The sequence below is a fragment of the Roseovarius sp. THAF9 genome, from assembly GCF_009363715.1.
Taxonomy (GTDB): Bacteria; Pseudomonadota; Alphaproteobacteria; order Rhodobacterales; family Rhodobacteraceae; genus Roseovarius.
In genome coordinates, this window is record NZ_CP045404.1 from 1,940,111 (window position 1) to 1,957,291 (window position 17,181).

At 61.6% G+C, this 17,181-nt stretch carries 16 protein-coding genes; 7 read left to right on the plus strand and 9 right to left on the minus strand.

Annotation, left to right across the window (positions count from 1 at the left end; all coding sequences use genetic code 11):
* Positions 1-2: 2 nt before the first annotated feature.
* From FIU86_RS09615 to FIU86_RS09635, 5 genes are all read right to left on the minus strand, one after another.
* The gene (locus tag FIU86_RS09615) at positions 3-548 is read right to left on the minus strand and encodes an RSP_2648 family PIN domain-containing protein (protein WP_152474882.1); all 546 of its coding nucleotides are present in this window, start codon (positions 546-548) and stop codon (positions 3-5) included.
* Positions 545-1,741, minus strand: coding sequence for an RSP_2647 family RNA methyltransferase (locus FIU86_RS09620; RefSeq protein ID WP_152474883.1), 1,197 nt, complete (start codon positions 1,739-1,741; stop codon positions 545-547). The genes FIU86_RS09615 and FIU86_RS09620 overlap by 4 nt, the downstream gene beginning before the upstream one ends.
* Positions 1,742-1,760: 19 nt before the next feature.
* Positions 1,761-2,414, minus strand: coding sequence for a DUF6778 family protein (locus tag FIU86_RS09625; protein ID WP_152474884.1), 654 nt, complete (start codon positions 2,412-2,414; stop codon positions 1,761-1,763).
* Positions 2,415-2,542: 128 nt separating this feature from the next.
* Entirely contained in the window at positions 2,543-2,806 is a 264-nt protein-coding gene (locus FIU86_RS09630; RefSeq protein ID WP_152474885.1) for a hypothetical protein, read from the minus strand.
* Positions 2,799-5,585 carry a glutamine-synthetase adenylyltransferase gene (locus FIU86_RS09635; protein WP_152474886.1) on the minus strand — a complete coding sequence of 929 codons (2,787 nt, stop codon included), beginning with the start codon at positions 5,583-5,585 and terminating at the stop codon, positions 2,799-2,801. Before FIU86_RS09635 ends, FIU86_RS09630 begins: the two co-directional genes overlap by 8 nt.
* A gap of 174 nt (positions 5,586-5,759) precedes the next feature.
* On the opposite strand from FIU86_RS09635, the gene FIU86_RS09640 reads away from it, so the two are divergent.
* From FIU86_RS09640 to FIU86_RS09660, 5 genes are all read left to right on the plus strand, one after another.
* The gene (locus tag FIU86_RS09640) at positions 5,760-6,218 is read left to right on the plus strand and encodes a DUF2852 domain-containing protein (protein WP_152474887.1); all 459 of its coding nucleotides are present in this window, start codon (positions 5,760-5,762) and stop codon (positions 6,216-6,218) included.
* Between the two features lie 69 nt (positions 6,219-6,287).
* Positions 6,288-6,737 carry an RDD family protein gene (locus tag FIU86_RS09645; protein ID WP_152474888.1) on the plus strand — a complete coding sequence of 150 codons (450 nt, stop codon included), beginning with the start codon at positions 6,288-6,290 and terminating at the stop codon, positions 6,735-6,737.
* A gap of 85 nt (positions 6,738-6,822) precedes the next feature.
* Entirely contained in the window at positions 6,823-7,653 is an 831-nt protein-coding gene (locus tag FIU86_RS09650; protein WP_152474889.1) for an arginyltransferase, read from the plus strand.
* 140 nt (positions 7,654-7,793) lie between these two features.
* Positions 7,794-8,804 carry a serine hydrolase gene (locus FIU86_RS09655; protein WP_152474890.1) on the plus strand — a complete coding sequence of 337 codons (1,011 nt, stop codon included), beginning with the start codon at positions 7,794-7,796 and terminating at the stop codon, positions 8,802-8,804.
* Positions 8,805-8,924: 120 nt separating this feature from the next.
* Complete coding sequence (locus tag FIU86_RS09660) at positions 8,925-9,641, plus strand: DUF1194 domain-containing protein (RefSeq protein ID WP_152474891.1); 717 nt, start codon at positions 8,925-8,927, stop codon at positions 9,639-9,641.
* A gap of 84 nt (positions 9,642-9,725) precedes the next feature.
* On the opposite strand, the gene FIU86_RS09665 is transcribed toward FIU86_RS09660, so the two are convergent.
* From FIU86_RS09665 to FIU86_RS09680, 4 genes are all read right to left on the minus strand, one after another.
* On the minus strand, positions 9,726-10,109 hold the full coding sequence (locus FIU86_RS09665) for an AAA family ATPase (RefSeq protein WP_254703987.1): 384 nt from the start codon (positions 10,107-10,109) through the stop codon (positions 9,726-9,728).
* A gap of 116 nt (positions 10,110-10,225) precedes the next feature.
* A complete protein-coding gene (locus FIU86_RS09670; RefSeq protein ID WP_152474892.1) occupies positions 10,226-12,580 on the minus strand; it encodes a TRAP transporter large permease subunit in 2,355 nt (784 codons plus the stop codon).
* Positions 12,580-13,506, minus strand: a complete 927-nt coding sequence (locus FIU86_RS09675) for a TRAP transporter small permease subunit (protein ID WP_152474893.1) — start codon at positions 13,504-13,506, stop codon at positions 12,580-12,582. The genes FIU86_RS09670 and FIU86_RS09675 overlap by 1 nt, the downstream gene beginning before the upstream one ends.
* 173 nt (positions 13,507-13,679) lie before the next feature.
* Positions 13,680-14,765: a TRAP transporter substrate-binding protein gene (locus FIU86_RS09680; RefSeq protein ID WP_152474894.1), complete on the minus strand. Its 1,086-nt coding sequence runs from the start codon at positions 14,763-14,765 to the stop codon at positions 13,680-13,682.
* Between the two features lie 261 nt (positions 14,766-15,026).
* Here FIU86_RS09680 and FIU86_RS09685 point away from each other — a divergent pair, with 261 nt between their 5' ends.
* Together FIU86_RS09685 and FIU86_RS09690 are read left to right on the plus strand one after the other, a co-directional pair.
* Positions 15,027-16,448: a cache domain-containing protein gene (locus tag FIU86_RS09685; RefSeq protein WP_152474895.1), complete on the plus strand. Its 1,422-nt coding sequence runs from the start codon at positions 15,027-15,029 to the stop codon at positions 16,446-16,448.
* Positions 16,445-17,089, plus strand: a complete 645-nt coding sequence (locus tag FIU86_RS09690) for a response regulator transcription factor (protein ID WP_152474896.1) — start codon at positions 16,445-16,447, stop codon at positions 17,087-17,089. The genes FIU86_RS09685 and FIU86_RS09690 overlap by 4 nt, the downstream gene beginning before the upstream one ends.
* The last annotated feature ends 92 nt before the right edge of the window (positions 17,090-17,181 follow it).

Below are 17,181 nucleotides of genomic sequence, written 5' to 3' on the forward strand. Positions count from 1 at the left end.
AGTCAGGCAAAGGCCAAGGCCTTACCCAAGCGCGGCAACCGCGCTTTCTTCATCAGGTCTCTGATGTCCCAGTCTCCGCCGCTGAGCCGCCGTGCGTCGGCCAGCACCGCCGCGCCGACGTCCTGCATCACGTCCGGCGTTGCCTCGAAAACGCCGAGGAGGAAGGTATCGGGATCAGCCCGGCTCACGCCTTCCTCGGCCAGGATGTTGCGCGGGAAATCCTTGGCGTTGACCGTCAGGATCAGGTCGGCCGAGCCGGCGATGGCAGCCGCCAGCACATGGATATCCGCAGGGTCGGGCAGCCATAGCCGCGATTCCAGCGACGGCGGCCAGGACACCTCCGCGTCGGGCCACTCGACAGCCAGCATCGCCGCCTCGGCCTGGGCCTGTGCGATGCCATCCGGGCCCAGCTTGACAACCGAGCGCTGCCACTCCTCGATGATGCGGGCAGACCAGAGCGGTTTGAAAACGCCCCGTTTCGCTGCGCCAAGCAGCATCTGGCGCATCACGGTGGGATAGATCACGCAGGTGTCGAGAACCGCCCTCATAGCCTGAAGAAGAGGGACTTGAGATACCCGCTTTCGGCCAGTTGCGGATGCAGGGGATGGTCCGGACCGGCAAAACCGGTATGGATAAGCGCACCCTCGCGCCCGGCCCGGCCGATGCCCCGTGTGCAAGCCGTGCGAAACTTGTCGAGTGTCGCGGCATGGGAACAGGAGCAGAGCCCCAGATACCCGCCTGCCGCCACCAATGGGGCCGCCAGCCGCGCGACCCGCTCATAGGCGCGCAAGCCCTTTTCCAGCGCTTGCTTGTTAGGAGCAAAGGCCGGTGGGTCACAGATGACAACGTCAAACCGTTCGCCCTGTTCGGCGAGTGCCGTCATAACCTCGAAGGCGTCGCCGCGTTGTGTGGTGAAGCTTTCCCAAAGCCCCATACGCGCGGCCCCGTCGCGGGCCAGATCAAGTGCCGGTTGGGAGCCATCGACTGCAAGCGCCTCGGACGCGCCGGCTGCCAGCGCAGCGAGGGAAAAGCCGCCCACGTGGCTGAAAACGTCGAGCACACGACTGCCCTGTGCGAGCGTCCCGGCAAAGGCGTGATTGGGACGCTGGTCGTAGAACAGCCCCGTCTTCTGCCCACCGGTGACGTCGGCCATGTAGGTTGCGCCGTTCATATGCACCGGCAAAGGGCTGTCGGGCAAGTCGCCCACGAGAGCTAGCGTAGCATCGTCAAGTCCTTCCAGCGCCCTCGCCCGGCCCGACGCGTTCTTGATAACGCATGTAACGCCAGTGACGTCCACCAGCGCCGCGGCGATCTGCGGTAGCAGCGCTTCGGCCCACGCCGCATTGGGCTGGATGACGGCGACAGAGTCGAAGCGATCTATGATCACACCGGGCAGACCGTCCGCCTCGGCATGCACCAATCGATAGAAAGGGGCGTTGAACAACCGGTCGCGCATTTCGAGGGCGAGGCGCAGTCTGATTTCGAGCCAGGATTGATCAATCCGCGCGTTCGGGTCACGGTCCAGCACCCGTGCCATAATGCGGGACTTGGGATTGACCGCGACCGTGGCCAGCGGTTTTCGCTCGGCGTCTTCCAGGACCGCCACAGTGCCGGGCGGCAGCGCTTTGGTCCGGCGGTCGGTCACGAGCTCATTGTCGAAGACCCAAGGAAACCCGTGCCGGATGGCGCGGGCCTGCACTTTGGGTTTTAAACGTATGGAAGGCAAAGAGGACGGCGTCATGCCGTCCCCTTAAGCCGTTTCAGTTTTTGTTGGAAGCGCCGAGTTGATTAAGCGCCCCCATCAGGCCCAAGTTTGCCGCCTGATACCCCTCTGGGCTAGTCAGCTGGCGCTGGATTACCGCGGCCAAGTGGTTGGTGATGCGGTATTTCTGGGTCATGCCTTGCTGCTCGGCCTTGATCGCCGCCTGCCCGCCAAGCGCCTTGAAGTCGGCCTTCACGAATTGCGGCTCGCCATAAGCCATGCCGGTTGCGGGGTTGCGCAGTTGCATGTGGAACTGAAGCGAATGAACGCCGCCGACGGTATAGCGCGCCTTTTCCGTCAGCGCATGGAACCGCGTCACCTGGATGTCCAATATGGCGGGCACGTGACCGCTTTGCATCGCGTTTACGCCCTGCATCATCGCCGTCTCGAAGATCGCCTTTACTTGCGCGTGGCGGTCACCTGCCGGATCCTCGCGCCAGACGATGTCGCCGCCCGGATAATAGCGGTTGGCTTCGGACACCTTCAGGGTCTTGGGAACGCTGACGCGGACCTCCTGAATGGCATAGGCCGGTGCCGCCACCGTCGCTGTGGGGGTATCGAGCGGGGCGTTGCGCGTGGCGGTTTCGGGCGCAGAACACCCGGCAACGGTCAGGCCCATGATCAGGGCTGCAATGGCGTTACGGGTCAGCATGACTTCCTCCTTTGCGCACTTCAGGCGCGGTGGTCGAAGACGTTGTGACCGCAAATTAAGGCGAGTTTTCGGCGAATTCGGTACTTAACCAAGAAAACATGGCGAAACCATCAAGCGACGGCTTCGGCTCAGCGCACTCGTCCACGAGACCCGCCGCGGCGCTTAGGCGACCCTGCGGCCTTCAGCCCTTCGTGCAAGACGGCGGTCATTGGGTGATCCGGATTGACAACGCCGTAACGCTCGATCAAACGCTCGATTTGCACCCGTGTATCACCGTCACCATCCACCGACAGCGCCCAGTCCAGAAATATCGACCGGCATTCGGCGGGCGTTATTCCCTCAATCCTGTACGATTCGCGGATCAGCCCCTTGGGATCCATCGCGTCAGCCATCTTCGGTTCCTCGCGTCAATGCCGCATCAATCACCACGGCCGCGTTCGCCGTGCGTCGTTCCAGTTCTTCCAGCAGGTCCGCCATACGTTCATGCCCGGTCTGCCGCAGGACAAACGCCTTGGCTCCGTCGCCCAAGGCGTCCTCGTCCAACGGTTTGTCGCCCAACAGACGCGCGGCCTGCGTCACTTGCCAGCAAAGCGCGTAAGCGACACCGAGCGCTGCCTCTTCGGCGTCATCCAACCAACCGGCAGCGACACCGGCGGCCAGCCCTGCCTCGACGCTGCGCTCGGGCCGCCCAGCGAGCAGACACCCCGCCTGCGCGATCAGCTCGATATCCTGCATCCGGCCATCGCCCAGTTTGGTCTCCCACAGCCCGCCCGAGCTCTTGGCGGCCTTGATGCGCGCACGCATTTGTTCGACTTCCTTCAGAACGGTTTCACGGTCGCCTTTGCGCGGTAGCAAATCGCAACGAAAGGTTTCGACATCCGTGGCCAGCGCATCCGGGCCGGCCACAACGCAGGCGCGGGTAAGCGCCAGGTGCTCCCACACCCAAGCCTCATTTTCCTGATAGGTCTGGAACGAGCCCCAACTGGTGGCGACCGGGCCCTGGTTGCCCGAAGGCCGCAGGCGCATGTCCACCTCATAGAGCCGGCCTTCGGACATCGGCGCCGTCAAGGCAGTGATCAGCGCCTGCGTCAGACGCGCGTAATAGGGCCGTGTCGCCAGCGGTCGGCGACCGTCGGATCCTTCGACCCCTTCGGCGTCGTAGATCACGATCAGGTCCAGATCCGAACCTGCATTGAGTTTGCCCGCACCAAGCGACCCCATGCCCAGCACCACTGCCCCGCGACCGGGCGGCGGACCGTGTTTTTCAGCGAACTGGGCGCAGACCACGCCCCAGAGCTCGGCGAGGATCACGTGGGCCAGATCGGCATATTGTGCGCCCGCCTTATCGGCGTCGATCAGGCCGCGCAGCAGGTGCACACCGGTGCGAAAATGCCATTCCTTCAACCAGCGGCGGGCCGCGTCCAGCTTTCGTTCATAGTCGTCCTCGCGGTCCAGCCGCGCCGCCAGTTCACCGCGCAGATGCCCCCTGTCCGGCCAGGGCGCGAAGAAATCCCCGGCAATCACCGCGTCGAATACGCCGGCGTGGCGCGACAGGTAGCTAGACAGCGCGGGCGACACGCCCGCGATATCCACCATAAGGTCGATCAGCTGCGGATTGGCCTCGAACAGCGCGAAAACCTGAACACCCGCAGGCAGGCCGGACAGGAAGCCGTCGAAGGCCAGAAGCGCCTCGTGCGGGGTCGAGGACCGGCTAAGGCGCTCGAGGATTTCGGGCTTCAGCCGGTCGAAGATCGTATTGGCCCGTTCGCTGCGCAGGGCCGGGTAGCTGCGCCAACGGGCGATGATTTCATCGTCCAGCCCCTCGAAGCTTTCAGGCTTCTCGGCGCTGGTGTCGGGGGCGAAGAACCCCTCGATCAGGTCGTGCACCTGTTGCAGCCGGTCTGTCAGCTCGTCACGGAACGCGGACACGTCGCGATCACACAGCGCGGCCAGCCGCGCCCAGCCATCGGCATTTTCGGGCAGGACCTGGGTCTGCGCATCGCGCAGCATCTGAAGCCGGTGTTCAATTTCGCGATGCGCGCGGTAATGCCCGGCCAGTGTATCTGCCGCGTCCGAAGGCACCCAGCTCTTGAACGCAAGGCGCGCCAGCCCGTCGATTGTGCCACGCACTCGCAGATCGGGGTCGCGACCGCCGGAGATCAACTGCCGGGTCTGGGTAAAAAACTCGATCTCTCGGATTCCGCCCCGGCCCAGTTTCATGTTGTGACCGTCAAGCCGGATGGGACCGTGAAGCCCCTTATGCTCGCGGATGCGCAATCGCATGTTGTGGGCATCCTCGATGGCAGCGAAATCCAGGTGCTTGCGCCAGACGAAAGGGCGCAAGGTGTCAAGAAACCGCTTGCCCGCTGCAATGTCGCCCGCGGCAGGACGCGCCTTGATATACGCCGCGCGTTCCCACGTTCGACCCAGGCTTTCGTAATAGGTCTCCGCCGCTCCCATCGCCATGCACACAGGCGTGACGTTGGGATCGGGGCGCAGACGCAGATCAGTGCGAAACACATAGCCGTCCGCCGTGCGGTCGTTCAGCGTGGCCGCCATCCGGCGCGTCGCGCGTACAAAGCCGGCCCGCGCCTCGTGATAGCTGTCGCCATCGAACCGCTCTTCGTCGAACAGGCAGATAAGGTCAATGTCAGAACTGTAATTGAGTTCGTACGCGCCCATCTTGCCCATGGCCAGAACGACCATCCCGGCGGCATCTTCCAGCGCATCCTCGTCCTGTCCGGGTATCTTACCGCGCCGCAACTCGGGCAACAGGGCCGCGCGCAGCGCGTGCGTCACCGCAAGATCGGCAAACCGCGTGAGGGCGCTGGTTATGTCCTCGAGCGCCCAGACCCCGGAAAGATCGGCCAGTGCCGTCAAAAGCGCCACCCTGCTCTTGGCCCGGCGAAAGCGCGGGCCCGTTTCGTCCAGAGGGATCGCGGACACCTCGTCCATCAGCGCGTCAAATGCCGCCTCGGGGCTGTCGAAAACTTCGGGCAACCAGTCGCGCTCCTTTAGACAGAGGGCTTGCAGGAACGGGCTGGATCCCGCCGTGCCTGCGACAAGTGCGGCTGTGTCAGGGGAAAGACCCGGCACTGCTTCGCGGGCCTCCTGCCCCGGGGTGGTCTCGAAGGGGCGCGGACAACGGGTCATGCGATCGGAAAAACTCATGGGTGCAGTGATACACCCCCTGCAGATCCGGTCAACGGCCTGTGAGACAGGGTTTCAAGCCGAATGTGAAATTCTTTAACATACCCCCTTGCAACGCAAGCGACCACGTCCCATCTCTTGAATGTAAATATGCTTTACATACCAACCTCAGACCCTTCCCGAAAGGACACCTTGATGACGACATATACCTACAATTCGCCTGCCACCGACGTCTCTGGCTGGTTTGCGCGGACCGAAGCCTGGCTTGACGACAAGGGCAAACCCGCCTGGATTGCGGCGCTTGTTGTCTCGATGATCGTGTTCTGGCCCGTCGGCCTTATGCTGCTGGCCTATATGATCTGGCGCAACAAACTATCCTGCCCGTCCGGGCGCGTGGCACGTCGCCAACAGATGCGCCCGATGAACGGCTCTTCCGGCAACAGCGCATTCGACGCTTACCGCGACGAAACCCTGCGCCGGCTTGAAGAAGAACAGCAGAACTTCGAGGCTTTCCTGGAGCGTCTGCGTGCGGCGCGCGACAAGGCGGAGTTCGACCAGTTCATGGACGAGCGCGCCCGTAAGGCTGACGCCGATGCCGCCGAGGATACCGATGGCGACGCGCAAGACGACCGTGGCCCTGCACGCGCCAACTGAATCGCGAGCATCCAAGCGCTCCCCGTGCCGCCACCTTTCACGGCGCGGGAGCAAACCTATATACTGTAAATGACCGATACGATCTGGCACATACCCGACCCCGAAACGCAACCCGACTTCTACGCGGATGTCCCGCTAAAGCGCTTCCTGGCATGGCTGGTCGATAGCGTTCTGGTGCTGGTACTTTGCGTGCTCGTGCTGCCTTTCACAGCTTTCACCGGCTTGTTCTTCCTGCCGTTCCTGTTTCTTGCCCTAGGCTTGGTCTATCGTACCGCGACCATCGCGCATAGATCCGCAACATGGGGCATGCGCCTATTTGCGCTGGAGTTTCGAACCGCCATGGGGCAGCGTTTGGACACCGCAATGGCATTTTGGCATTCGATGGGTTTCACCTTTTCCTGCGCCGTGCCGCTGGTGCAACTGACGTCAATCCTGCTGATGCTGACAGGAGCGCGGCGGCAGGGCCTGACGGACCTCGCCCTTGGAACCGTTGCCATAAATCGCCGCGCGGCGAACTGACAGAGGCTACGCTGCCGAGGATTTGACCTCTTGGCGCAGCGTCACATCGTTGTTATCGTCGGTACCGAAAGTTACGAAACCTGCCATGCGTCACACCCTTCCCATAGCGCCCCAATTTTACGTGACGGCGCCCCAACCCTGCCCCTATCTGGAAGGCCGGATGGAGCGGAAGCTGTTCACGGCCCTTCAAGGCGACGGGGCGCAACGCCTGAACGACACACTTTCGAAACAGGGGTTTCGTCGGTCGCAAAATGTGCTCTACCGCCCGTCTTGCGCGGATTGCGCCGCTTGCCTGTCGGCCCGCGTGAACGTCGAAAACTTTGCAGCCTCGCGCAGTCAGCGCCGCACGTTAAGGCGCAACCGGCATCTTGACCGGCGCGCCACATCACCTTGGGCCACCGAGGAACAATACGCGCTCTTTCGCGAATATCTCGAGGACCGGCACGCCAACGGCGGCATGGCCGACATGGATACGTTCGAATTCGCCGCGATGATCGAGGAAACGCCCATTCGCACGCGCGTGGTTGAATACACCGACAGAGAAAGTGGCGAGCTGGTCGCGGTTTGCCTTACAGACGTGTTCGACGACGGCGTCAGCATGGTTTACTCGTTTTACGACCCCGACAGACCACGCGACAGTCTGGGGACTTTTATTATTCTCGATCACATCGAAATCGCGCGCGAGGCTGGCCTGCCGTACGTTTACCTGGGATACTGGGTGCCGGGGAGTGCCAAGATGGGCTACAAAGCCGCGTTCTCGGGGCTAGAGGTCTACTCGGGCGGGGAATGGCAGCCAATGCGCGATCCGGCCGATTTCGAGGCGCACCGCCATCCGCTTTCCAATGATCCGATTGCCGAGCAGGTGGCGAATATCGCGCTTCCCGACGGCAAGCCTTTGCGCAACAGGAAATATTGACGCGCTTGGCAGTTTGCCAGCAGCGCCTAGTATGAGCTTCAGAACACTTTCCCGTGTGTATCGGCGATTCATTGAACCTCACTATAGCCGTTCCCAACGACCGTGATACTTCGTGAACGACAAGCAGCGAGCGAGGTTTCATGTCTCATTTCCACCGTCGTACTGTTCTTGCTGGCGCTACTGCACTCGCCGCCTGGCCAGCCGGGGCACAGCCTGCCGCGTGGCGCGCCGTGGCCGATGCCGCAGGAGCGCTGGACCAATGCCACGCCGTTGTTATTCACCAGCACGGTGCCGAGATGTTCGTCGAGGCGTTTCGCGGGCCGGACATCGGAACACCCGTGCCGATCAAGTCGGTGTCGAAAACCCTTGTCGCCGCCTTGACCGGCGCGGCGCTCGATCGTGGTGAGATACCGACGATGCAGGCCACCATTGGGCAGCTTGCCCCTGATCTGATCCCGCAGGATGCCGATCCGGGCGTCTCGGAGATCACCGTCGAGAATCTTGTCACGATGCAGGCCGGGCTGGAACGCACATCCGGGCCCAATTACGGCGAATGGGTCAGCAGCGTCAACTGGGTCGCAAACGCCTTGTCACGTCCCTTCGAGACGAAGCCCGGAGCACGTATGCTTTATTCCACGGGTTCGTTCCACGTATTGGGCGCGATCCTTTCTGAAGTCACCGGGCGAAGCCTGCTGGAGCAGGCGCGTGACCGGCTTGGCGACCCGCTTGGCATCAGTATCCCGCCTTGGACAACTGATCCGCAGGGGCGCTATCTTGGCGGCAACGAGATGTCGCTTAGCCTGCCCGCGATGATCCATTGCGGCGAAATGTACCGGCGCGGCGGCATGTGGGCTGAGACGCGCGTGCTGAGCGAGGACTGGGTCAACCGGTCCTTTGTGCCGGTAACGCGGTCGCCCTGGTCCGGGCTGCGCTATGGCTATGGCTGGTTCCTTGGAGAAGCGCAGGGCGACAAATTCGCTCTGGCCCGAGGATACGGCGGACAGCTGATCTGCGTCGTGCCCGGGCTGGGTTTGACGCTTGCAATCACCTCGGACTCAACCCGCCCGGCCCGCAGCATCGGATATTTCGGAGATCTGATGAATTTGATCGAGGGTACGATCTTGCCACTGGCCCGGCGCGATACGACCTAAGAGTAACGAGACCGCATCTTACGCCCGTTTTCAGGGCACGCGGCTGCACGACTCCGGACCACACGCGGATGTGACTGCAAGCCGCTTGCCCTAGCAAGTGATGCCGGGAAGGATCGAAGGATGCGTATTCTGGCCTGCCTCATCTGCCTGCTTGCCGGTCCCGTCCTCGCCGAAACCCGGCAGGAGGTCGGGCTTGAGTTGGTCCTGCTTGCGGATGCTTCCGGGTCAATCGACGACATTGAACTGTCCTTCCAGCGTCAGGGCTATGCCAGCGCCATCATTGACCCGGAAGTTCTGAACGCCATCCAGGATTCACTCTATGGCAACGTCGCTGTGACTTACGTCGAGTGGGCCACCAACACCGCGGTTGTCGTGCCTTGGACGGTGATCGACGGCGAAGCTTCGGCACAAGCCTTTGCCAACGCGCTCACCGGGCCGCCGCGCCAAGCCTATGGCAGCAACGCAATCGGGGGCGCCTTGCTGGACGCGAAACGCCTGATCGAGACGAATGAGATCATCGCGCCCCGTGCGGTGATCGATTTTTCGGGCGATAGCATCCGCAACTCGTCTGGGCCCGCCATTGCCGCAGCACGGGCCGAGGTTTTGGCAGCGGGGATCGTCATCAATGCCTTGCCAATCCTGCGCGCAGAGGATGGACGGCGCGCTGGTGCCAATCTTGAGGAAGAATACGCAGAGAGGATCATCGGCGGGCCCGGCGCCTTCATGGTGACGGCCGAGGGTCGCGAAAGTTTTGCCCGCACGGTGCGCCGAAAGCTGGTGCTGGAAATCTCAGGCCGGACGCCGGCCCCGCGCAACGGGCGCATCGCCGCGCGCTAGGCACCGCGCGATTCAGCCCATACGGTTCAGAACGAAAGCAACCCGCTCGGCGACCGCGGCCTCCGGCAGGATCACCAGCGTGTATCAAAGCCGGTCATAGGCCCGGCACGAGCGGTGATACTCGTCGATCGCGGCAACGAAGCCGTGACGCCGGTCGTCGTCGTTTCGGTACGATTCAGGCCAAGCCGGCGTCATGAAGACCTCCTGGTGAAATCGCGCGGAACCGGCCAAGGTCTCTATCAGGCCACGGTTGAAGAAGATACAGCCAAGCGCGTCCCGGACACCAGCCCTGTCCTGCATCGCCATGTCCACGGCGCGACAGGCGAACGCGGCAGAATCGTCCCATGGGAGCGCGAGGCCGCGACCGGCCGACTCTTCCGCGACGATGCGTCGGCCGGGTTCGGTCACGGTTTGAAGCCCGGCAAGGCCGAAAGCCGCCAGAAGCGTGGACTTTTTTCGCCGGAACATCCCGAAAGGATGACATGCCGAATACGTGCCGTGTCTGTCATGGTGTGCGCGATGCCCGACGCAAGGATTCAGGGCCCGGTAATGACCGGGCCCATCCCAAGAGTGCAAAGTCGGGATCAGCCGCCCAGCAGGTCCGGGACGATCGTGACGATATCCGGGAAAAACCACAAGATCGCCAGTCCGACCACCTGGATCAGAACGAAGGGTGCGACTCCACGATAGATGTGGCCCGTCGTCACCTCCTTGGGGGCGACACCTCTGAGATAGAACAGCGCAAAGCCGAAGGGCGGCGTCAGGAATGACGTCTGAAGGTTGACCGCGATCATGATCGTCACCCATTTCGGGTCGAACGTGCCTCCGTAAATGACAGGCCCGACAATCGGGATCACGATGTAGATGATCTCGAGAAAGTCGAGCACGAAGCCCAGGATGAACAGCACCAGCATCACGATCAGGAAAACCTTGTACTCGTTGTCGAACGAGCGCAGGAACTGCTGGATATAGTGTTCACCGCCGAACGAGATCACCACGAGGTTTAGAAGCTGCGAGCCAATCAGGATGGTGAAAACCATGCTGGTCACCTTGGCGGTCTCGCGCACCACCGGGCTGAGCACCCCGCCGGCAAAAAGCACCCAGCAGGCGAACAGCAAGCCGAACAGCGCATAGAGATAGGCTGCTTTGGCCACGATGAACGCGATCCAGCTTTCGGCCGAGGCGCCCTCAACGTTGATCCGCAAGTCGAAGTTGATGCCCACAATAATGGCTATGACGATCGCGAAAGTGGCGAATATGATGATCTTGCCCGAACGTTCCTGGTCTTTCAGCTTGCGATAGGCAGCAAGCATGATCGCCCCGCCCGCACCCAAGGCCGCGGCCGGCGTTGGATTGGTGATCCCGCCCAAGATCGAGCCCAGAACCGCCACGATTAGCACGAGCGGCGGAAAGACCACGCGGATCAGCTCGTTCTGCGCCAGTCGTTTTGCGGCATGAGTGCAGCCATAAAGCGCCACCGCCACGGGGATTGCCATGATCGCAAAGGTAGCGGCCGAACTCCACTGAGGGCCGATCAGCAGGATATCGATCAGCAGACCCAGCACGATCCCGATTCCCCCAACAATCAACGGCGTGGGGCTTTGCGATGGCAGAACACCGCGCGCCAGCGTCAGGACGAGCGCGAAAATCAGCATCATGACGGCGATGCCAGTACCGATGGGCGCCGCGTTCGCGATCTTGCGCTCAAGCATCTCGGCGCGTTCTTCTTCGGTCAGACGCACGCTTTGGGTCACGCCGCCGGACTCGTTGATGGACTCCTGTTCGGACACTGCCCGGTCCCAGGCCGCCTGACCATGCAGTTCGATCATGGATTCCTTGCACTCAGCGCCCACGGCGGTGCGCAGGCTGGCGCTCTGGCCTTGCTCGCTGAAGCTGTCGATGCTCGTACTTTGGCTGCCAATCACGTTCATCTGACCAAGCACCAATACCCCGACAACCAGCGCGACCGGAATGCCCAAAAACCAGGTGAAAGCCTCGCCGCGGGTGATCGCCTCGGCGTTGGTGGCGCCCAGTTCGACCGCCGGCGCCCTGCTCGGGTTCAGCAGGGCGTAGCCGAAAGCGTAGAGCGCATAGAGCAAGGCCAAAAGGATGCCTGGAAGCAGAGCCGCCTGAAAGAGCGTCCCGACCGAGACCACGGCCGGCTCGCCCAGGTAGGTTAGCGCATCGGTGCAGCCCGCCTCCTGCGCCCGCGCTTCCTGTGCGACCGAATAAAGATCACCGGCCAGAGTGCCCAGCAGGACGATCACGATCGAGGGTGGAATGATCTGCCCCAGTGTGCCCGAGGCCGCGATCACGCCCGTGGCAATCTCTGGGCTGTAGTTGTTGCGCAGCATTGTCGGCAGGCTGAGCAGACCCATCGTGACCACAGTTGCCCCGACAATTCCGGTGGAGGCGGCAAGAAACGCACCCACCACCACAACCGACACGGCAAGGCCGCCCGGTAGCGGGCCGAACACCCGCGCCATCGTTGTCAGCAGGTCGTTGGCAACCTTGGAGCGTTCCAGCGTGATGCCCATGAGCACGAACATCAGCACGGCCAGCAGGGTCTCGATCGACTGCCCCGCGAAGACCCGTTCGTTCATCCTGTTGACTACGAAGCTTAAGTTCCGGTCCAGCGCCGTTTCCCATCCCTGCGGAAAGACCGGCTCGCCCACGCGCGGCAGGTCCGGGTATCGGAATATAGACACGGACTCGGGCTTCACGCCTGATCCCACCAGGGTGCGATAGGCATCGCTGCCCCTGTCGATCGCCTGGTGGATCAGCAGGCCGGCACTGTCAAGACCTGCGATGATACCGAAAGAGATGACCCCCGCGCCACCAATGGCGAAGGCCACCGGAAAGCCGGACAAGATGCCTCCGAAGAGGCACAGGAACACGATGATCAGGCCGATCTCGACGCCATCCAGTCCAAACAACATCAGTGTGTCCCCTCATAGGCTTCTTCGCCTTCTCCGAGGCTGTCCTTGTCAAGGTATTTGCCGTCGCTTTCCGGGCCCTCCTTCCATTCGAGGTAGGAGCGGTAGAAGAAGGCGACGGACTGGATGAACACCATCCCCGCGAAGGCGACCATCAGGACCTTGAACAGGAAATACCCGTTAAACCCGTTCGGGCTGAAGCCGATTGTTTCTACGTTCCAGCGGACAGCGCGGGCCTTCATCATCAGCCGTTCCAGGGATTCCGATGCCGAAGGTTTCGGCGTGATCAGGTGCCGCCACATAAAGTACCAGCCGTACATCCAGATCAGCACGGCCATGGGCGCCATGAAGACGACACAGCCGATCATGTCGATAAGGCGTTGCGTGCGAAATTTAACCGCGGCATAGACGAGGTCGACCCGCACGTGTCCCCCTTGGACAAAGGTGTAGGTACAGCACAGTGCAATCACCAGCGCGTTGTGAAATTTCAGCGCTTCGGCCCACCAGCTGATGTCGAAGGCCAGCGGAACACCGAAGCCGAACGAGATATCCGGCCGCACGAATATCCGCTGTATGAAGACGATGACGATTTGCTGGAGCACCATGATGAGGCCAGCCCAGGCAAAAAGCCGGCCGGTGATGTTGGCAAACCCCTCCATCACCCGCACACAACCCCACATGAAGCTGTTGCGCCATATCCCGATGGCTGTCAGGACCAGTACGAAGGTGAAGATGACGAAGAAAAACTCGACCGATCCGCCGTAATAGACGAACCGCATGATTGCTTCCTTGTCGGCCCAGTTCAGCCACAACCCCGGATGCGTGATCGCGTATGCCAAGTCGTAGAACGATCCGATAATACTGCCGAAGAACCAGAGTATCGCATCCAGTATGGCGAACCCGGTGCCGGCCGCTTCAGTCTCGTCCATCAACCATTCCCCCCATGTCCTGCGTATCGGATTCGCCCGGATGCCCTTGCATCAATTTGGACAGTCATGCTCCTGGACGAACTGCCGGTCGTGCAGAGGACTCACACCTTTATGCGCGAAATGCCCCCGCGCCGGTCACGGCGCGGGAAGCGTAAATTTCTGGCGACAAGCAATCAGATGTCCAGGACCCGGTCGCGCTGCGAACGGAAGCTGCCTTCGGACCGGCTGATCCATGAGGCCGAGCTTTCCAACGACTCGCGGTAGCTGTCATAGGCTTTCTTGTACAGTTCGTCGCCCATGTTCTGCTGCAGAACTTCCTGTGCCGCGGCGCCGAACGCATCCCAAACCTCGTCGGGGAATTCGCGCAGGGTGACGCCCGACGATTGCAGACGCTGAAGCGCCGCACCGTTGTTGGCCATGAACTGAGACATGTTCCAGATGTTGGTGGCTTGCGCCGCGTTCGAGATGATCGACTGCTGCGCCGGGGTCAGGCTCTCGTAGACTTCGAGGCCGACAACGCAGTTCAGGTTCGGGCCGGGTTCGTGGAAGCCGGCGGTATAGTAGGTCTTGGTGATCTCCTGGAAGCCAGCCTTCTCGTCCGCCCAGGGGCCGATCCATTCGGTACCGTCGATGGCACCCGACGACAGCGCCTGATACACTTCGGAACCGGGCAGGTTCTGAACGCTGGCGCCCAGCTTGCCCAGCACTTCGCCGCCCTGGCCGGGCATACGGAAGCGCAGGCCCTGGAAATCCTCGGGCGAGTTGATTTCCTTAGCGAACCATCCGCCCGACTGAGGGCCGGTGTTGCCACAGGGGAACGCTTTCAGGCCGAAGATCGAGTAAAGCTCGTCGCCCAGCTCCTTGCCGCCGTCGATGTACCACCAGTTGGAATATTCCTGGAAGGTCATGCCGAACGGGATCTGCGAGTAGAACGACAGCGCCGGGTGCTGACCGAGGAAGTAGTAATCGACACCATGATACATATCCGCTTGGCCGGCGGTGACAGCATCGAACACCTCGAACGCGCCGACGAGTTCGCCGGCAGCTTTCAGGTCGACGGTCAGTTGGCCGTCGCTCATCGCGGTGATCTGGTCGGCGCAATACTGTGCGGCGTCATGCACACCGGCCAGTCCGCGGCCCCAGGTTGTGACCATGGTCAGGGTGCGGTTGCCTTGGGCATAGGCCGGTGCGGCCAGCGACGTAGCGGCCGCAGCCGACCCGCCCAGTGCAGTATTCTTCAGAAATGAACGACGATCCATTCGGTATATCCTCCCAATTGATGAAGCGCGCATGCCGTCCCTAGCAGCCTGCGCGCGGACCGTTGCAGGTGCCGGGACACTATCGTGTACAGGTATCGAAGGGAATACCGAGTAGTGCGTAGGTTTTGCGCCGCAGCTTACCGGAAAACCCTGAATCCGCTCAGATTCAAGGCATGGCCGCGGGGCATCGTCAGTTCCTTTCGGTCGCCGGCACTGGGCTTCCGTCAAGATTCGCTTTAACGATTCGTCCAAGGAGAATCGATGATCCGACCGCATCTGAATTATGGTCAGAAACTGTTTTTGACGGCGACACTGCCGCTCATTCTGGCCATGGTGACGATTTCCGTTCTGGTAACCTTGCAGTCCCGGCAGATGGCGGAGCGTGAGATTCACTCGCTCGAGGAAAAGCTGATTGCGGCCAAGCGGGACGAGCTGAAGAATTATCTGTCGCTCGCCAGGACCGCGATCATCAACATATATGGCCGCGCGGCACCGGACGACGAGACCGCCAAGCTTGAAGTCACGCAGATCCTTTCCGCCATGATTTACGGACAAGACGGTTATTTCTTCGTCTTTGACTATGACGGCAACAACCTTGTCAGCCCCCGTCATACCCAGCTTATCGGGCGCAACTGGAGCGGAATGCAGGACGAATCCGGCGTCCCGATTACCGACGAACTGATCCGCATCGCCCGAACCGGCGGCGGCTATCACAGTTACCAATGGACCAAGCCGTCGACGGGCGAAAAGGCACAGATCGTTACCTATGTCGTCGGGCTGCAGGATTGGAGATGGGCCATCGGCACGGGTGTCTTCATCGACGATGTCATCGCAACTGTGAACAGCGCGCGTGCCACGGTCGAGCAGCGCGTCCAACGCACGTTTCTTTATATCGGTGGCCTGACCATGGGAGCGCTTTTGCTTGTGTTCACCTCGGGTCTTTTCGTCAACATCCGTGAGCGCCGGGTTGCAGACGCCAAGCTGAAGAAACTGACCCAACGGGTATTCGACGCCCAGGAAGAGGAGCGCGGACGTGTGGCGCGCGAATTGCATGACGGCATCAGCCAGATCCTAGTGGGTGTCCGCTATGCCCTCGACAGCGCCCGCCGCCGGTTCGAAACCGGAGATGCACGTGCCGGAGAAACACTGGATCGTGGCATCCTGAATCTTTCGGCCGCGATCCAGGAAGTGCGCCGCATTTCGCGCGACTTGCGGCCCGGAGTGCTGGACGATCTGGGCGTCGGTCCCGCGCTGAAATCTCTGGTCGAGGATTTCGGCGCACGCACGGGCATCAAGACCGAATTTCGCACCGTACCTTTCCGCAACCGGCTTGACGACGACGCCAAGACCGCGCTTTACCGTGTCGCGCAGGAAGCACTTACAAACATCGAACGCCACGCCGATGCCACCTGCGTGTCAGTCGATGTGCGCGGTCACAAGAGCGGCGCGACCTTACGGATCTCGGACAATGGTCGGGGGCTGGACCTGGGCCGATCCCTTGCCATGAACTCGCAAGGGTTGGGCCTGCGCAACATGCAGGAACGGATCGAACAACTGGACGGCACGCTGCGCATCCTGAGCTCGAAGAGCGGGACCGTGATCGAGGCCGACGTGCCGCTGACTCATATGCTGCAACCCGAAGACGGCTCCGGGTCTGGCAAGGAAACAAAGGCAAGCGCATGACTGCAACCATCCGTATCGCCATCGTTGACGACCACCCTATGGTGGCCGAGGGCATCGAAGCCATCCTCGAAAGCTATGACGATATCGAAGTCGTCGCGACCCTGTCTTCGGGGCAGGACATCATCGACAAGGCCCCTGCCCTCGATCCCGATGTGATCCTGCTGGACCTGAACATGCCAGGCCTCGGCGGGCTTTCTACTACCGAAATTCTGCTGGAACGCCGACCGGATACGCGCATCCTGATCCTGTCGATGCATGACAGCCCCGAATACATCAACTCCGCTCTGGGACATGGCGCAATGGGCTACGTGCTTAAGGACGTGCCGACGGATGAGATAAAGCGCGCCATCGAAGCGGTCAGCCGAGGCGAGCGCTATCTTTGCACCGGGGCGAAGGGCTCGCTTACACCGGACATCAGGGACGGGCGCGTTCAGCTGACCAACCGCGAACAGACGATCTTGCTGCAATTGGCGCTGGGCAAGTCGAACAAGGCGGTGGCGCAGAGTTTGGAAATCTCGGTGCGCACCGTGGAAACCCATCGCAAGAACATCAAGCGCAAGCTTGGGATCAGTTCGACAGCTGGTCTCACGCGCTATGCGATGGAACATGGCGTGCTTCAGGGGACGGGTGTCTCGCTCTAAAGACGCGGCGTCTTTGCGATCAACTTTGCGTCACCTGATGCCGCGGCGCAGAAAAAGTATGCTGCACCCCTTCCATATTTTTACGAATCTGT